Raw genomic sequence first — 3,410 nt, 5'->3', positions numbered from 1 at the left:
AGGAAGACGGCGCCGCAGATCCGGTCTCGCTGGCTCTTGCCCACACCCCCATCTCCGAAGTGCCGCGGGAGAAGCTGAGCCATTGCTTCCCCTGGAACGTCTTTTATTTGCAAAATGTGGAGTACCGCCCCCAGGCGATCATCTGCCGGGGCAACTTGCGGGCGGATCCCAGTGAAGCCTATGAGCGGGTGCAGCAAAACGTGGAAACCACTTTCGGCAAACGCTTTTTGGTGGTGCTGCAGGAGGGGTTTGCCGGTAAGCCCTTTTTTGCCTTGGTGCCCAACCCGGCGGCGCGGCGCTCCCTGGCGGACAGTCGAGAGTTGCCGCTGCTGGCTTTGGGGCTGTTGCTATTCACCTTCTGGACAACCCTCAGTGCTGGGGCCCACGCGGCTGGGGTTAGCCCTGACCGGCTGCTGCATTTGCCCTCTCTGATGAAAGGATTGCCCTATGCGGTCGGGATCCTTGCCATTTTGGGATCCCATGAGTGGACTCGTTACTGGGTGGCCCGCCGCCACCACATCAAAACCTCGCTGCCCTATTTCATCCCGGTGCCTTTTGTCCTAGGGACTTTTGGGGCGTTTATCCAGTTGAAAGAGCCGGTGCCCAACCGCAAGGTGTTGTTTGATATCGCCGCCGCTGGGCCGCTGGCAGGGAGTCTTGTTGCTTTGGGCATGCTGTTGCTGGGGCTGGTGTTTTCAGCGCCTGTAGATCCTCCCGCGGTGCCGGAGGGGCAGCCGACCCCGATTAGTTTTCATCGCATTGACCCGCGCCTATCGGTGCTGCTGGCAATTCTGGCCCGCATGGTGCTGGGGGATCAGTTGCAGCCGGGGCAGGTGATCGATCTGCACCCGCTGGCCTTTGCCGGCTGGCTGGGGCTGGTGGTGATCGCGTTTAACCTGATGCCGGTGGGCCAACTGGATGGGGGGCACATTGTCCACGCGGTGTATGGACAGCAGATGGGAGCGAATGTAGGCCGGGTAGCCCGCTGGTTGGTGCTGCTGCTGGCCTTGACGGTGCAGCCCTGGTTGTTGCTCTGGGCGCTGCTGCTGTTTGTGATTTCCAGTGCCGACGAGCCGGCCCTCAACGATGTGACGGAACTGGACGAGGCCCGGGATCTGCTGGGGCTGGGGATGCTCACGCTGCTGGTGCTGATCCTGCTGCCGGTACCGCCGTTTTTGCAAAATGGACTGGGCTTGGCCTAGATCCGGGGTAGGATCCAAACCGCCCCTGACCTCGTTCTCCTCTCATGCAACGCAGCTTAATTGTTCAAAAGTACGGCGGTACCTCTGTCGGCTCTGTGGAGCGTATCCAGGCCGTGGCTCAACGGGTGGCCCACACGGTGAAGGCAGGGCATCGGGTGGTGGTGGTGGTCTCGGCGATGGGGGATGAAACCGATCGCCTTGTGGGCTTGGGGGAGCAGATCTTGCAGGGATCCCCGACCACACCGGCCCAGTTGCGGGAATGGGATATGCTCCTTTCCACCGGTGAGCAGGTGAGCATTGCCCTGGTGGCCTTGGCGCTGCAACGCTTGGGGTGTCCTGCCCTTTCCCTGACGGCAGCCCAGGTGGGCATTGTCACCACTCGGGATCACAGCCGGGCCCGCATTTTGCACATCCACACTGACCGCCTGTGGCAGCACCTGGAGCGGGAAGAGGTGGTGGTGGTGGCCGGGTTCCAGGGGATTACCAGCCTGGCGGAGCTGGAGATCACCACCCTGGGTCGGGGGGGATCCGACACCACGGCGGTGGCCTTGGCAGTGGCTTTGGGAGCAGAGCTGTGTGAGATCTACACCGATGTGCCGGGGATCTTCACCACGGATCCGCGTAAGGTGCCTGAGGCCAGGCTGCTGCCGGAGATCACCAGTGATGAAATGTTGGAGCTGGCCAGCTTGGGGGCCCAGGTGCTGCATCCCCGCTCGGTGGAAATTGCCCGCAACTACGGTGTGAAGCTGCGGGTGCGCTCCAGCTTGGAGCCGTTGCAGGCGGGATGCGAGGGCACTCTCATTCTTTCTCCTCCCCCCCGTCCTCGTGCTGCCGACAGCAGTATCGAGCTGGGCCTGGCGGTGGATACGGTGGAGCTGGATCGGGATCAGGCCAAGTTGGTGTTGGTGGGGGTGCCGGATCGCCCTGGCATTGCCGCCCAGCTCTTTCAGGGGATCGCGGCGGCAGGGGTGAATGTGGATTTGATTTTGCAGTCGCTCCAGTTCACAGCCGCTCACGCCAGCGAGACGGACTCCTTGCCGCAGGGATCCGTGCCCCAGCCCACCAATGACATTGCCTTTACAGTCAGTCGGTCGCAGGTGGCCGAGGCTGCAGCCGTTGCCCGGCGGATTGGCCAAGAGCTGCAGTGTGCAGCGGTGATTGTGGATGAGGCGGTGGCCAAAGTCAGCATTGCCGGGGTGGGGATGATGGGCCGACCTGGGATCGCGGCGCAAATGTTCCAGGTGCTGGCCGAGGCCGGGATCAATTTGCAGATGATCTCCATGTCCGAGATCAAGGTGAGCTGTGTGGTGGCTGCGGAGCGGGCCGGTGATGCCGCCTTGGCTCTGGGAGAGTCGTTCCAGGTGATCCCCCACTTGCATCGGGCAAAGATGCCGGCTGCCCCTCAAGACAGCCACCCGGTACGCGGTGTTGCCTTGGATTTGAAGCAATCGCGGCTGGGCCTTCGCAAAGTGCCGGATCGTCCGGGAACTGCCGCCCATTTGTTCGGGCGCTTGGCGGCTGCCGGGATCATCGTGGACACCATCATCCAAAGCCAGCGGGGCTACCACAACGGGATCCCCAGTACCGACATTGCCTTTACCGTGCCTCAGGATCAAGCGATGGCTGCTGAGGCAGTCTGCCGGCAGGTGGCCGAAGAGCTCCAGGCGGCAGGAGTTGACGCGGATCACGACATTGCCAAGGTCAGCATTGTCGGCGCCGAGATGGAAACCTACCCTGGCGTGGCTGCTCGCCTGTTTGCAGCCCTAGCCGAAGCCGGAATCAACATCGAGATGATCGCCACCTCGGAGATCAAGGTGAGCTGTGTAGTGCGCCGGGATCGAGGGATCCCGGCCTTGCAAGCTATTCACCGCGCTTTCCGGCTGGACTGCCCCTAGCCTGCCTTAGGGTTGAGCCGCCAGCAGCAAGGGAAAATGATGGGCGTTGGGGGCGTGCATCACCTGGATCCCCAGATTGGCGCGGTTGAGGAGATCGGCGTAGGTGGGGATGAAGCGGCCCTGGCTGTCCAGGATGGACTGGTTGAAGTTCAAGCCGTTCAAGTTAAAGGCCATTATGCCGATACCTATTGCCGCCGCCCAAATCCCCACTGTGGGCAGGGCCGCCATCCAGAAGTGGACGGAACGGCTGTTTCTCAGGCCCAGGCCGGGGAACCCCAGCCGCCCCAAGAACGCGTAGTGCCCGGCCAGGAAG

2 protein-coding genes and 1 pseudogene are annotated in these 3,410 nt (G+C 62.5%); 2 read left to right on the top strand and 1 reads right to left on the bottom strand.

The window, feature by feature from the left end; all coding sequences use genetic code 11:
• Together NW856_RS00700 and NW856_RS00695 are read left to right on the top strand one after the other, a co-directional pair.
• The coding region (locus tag NW856_RS00700; protein WP_414398593.1) for a site-2 protease family protein at nt 1-1,202 on the top strand (1,202 nt) is incomplete at its 5' end.
• Nucleotides 1,203-1,246: 44 nt separating this feature from the next.
• Nucleotides 1,247-3,097 (top strand): aspartate kinase, encoded by a 1,851-nt coding sequence (locus tag NW856_RS00695; protein WP_414398591.1) that lies wholly within the window; start codon nt 1,247-1,249, stop codon nt 3,095-3,097.
• Between the two features lie 6 nt (nt 3,098-3,103).
• Here the strand turns inward: NW856_RS00695 and NW856_RS00690 are convergent.
• Nucleotides 3,104-3,410: pseudogene (locus NW856_RS00690) on the bottom strand (Photosystem Q(B) protein 1); the annotation flags it as partial.

The sequence above is a fragment of the Synechococcus sp. R3-13 genome (genome assembly GCF_047462195.1).
Classification (GTDB): Bacteria; Cyanobacteriota; Cyanobacteriia; order Thermostichales; family Thermostichaceae; genus Thermostichus.
Note: the sequence above shows the minus strand (reverse complement) of the source record. Positions and strands in the feature narration are given on the sequence as shown.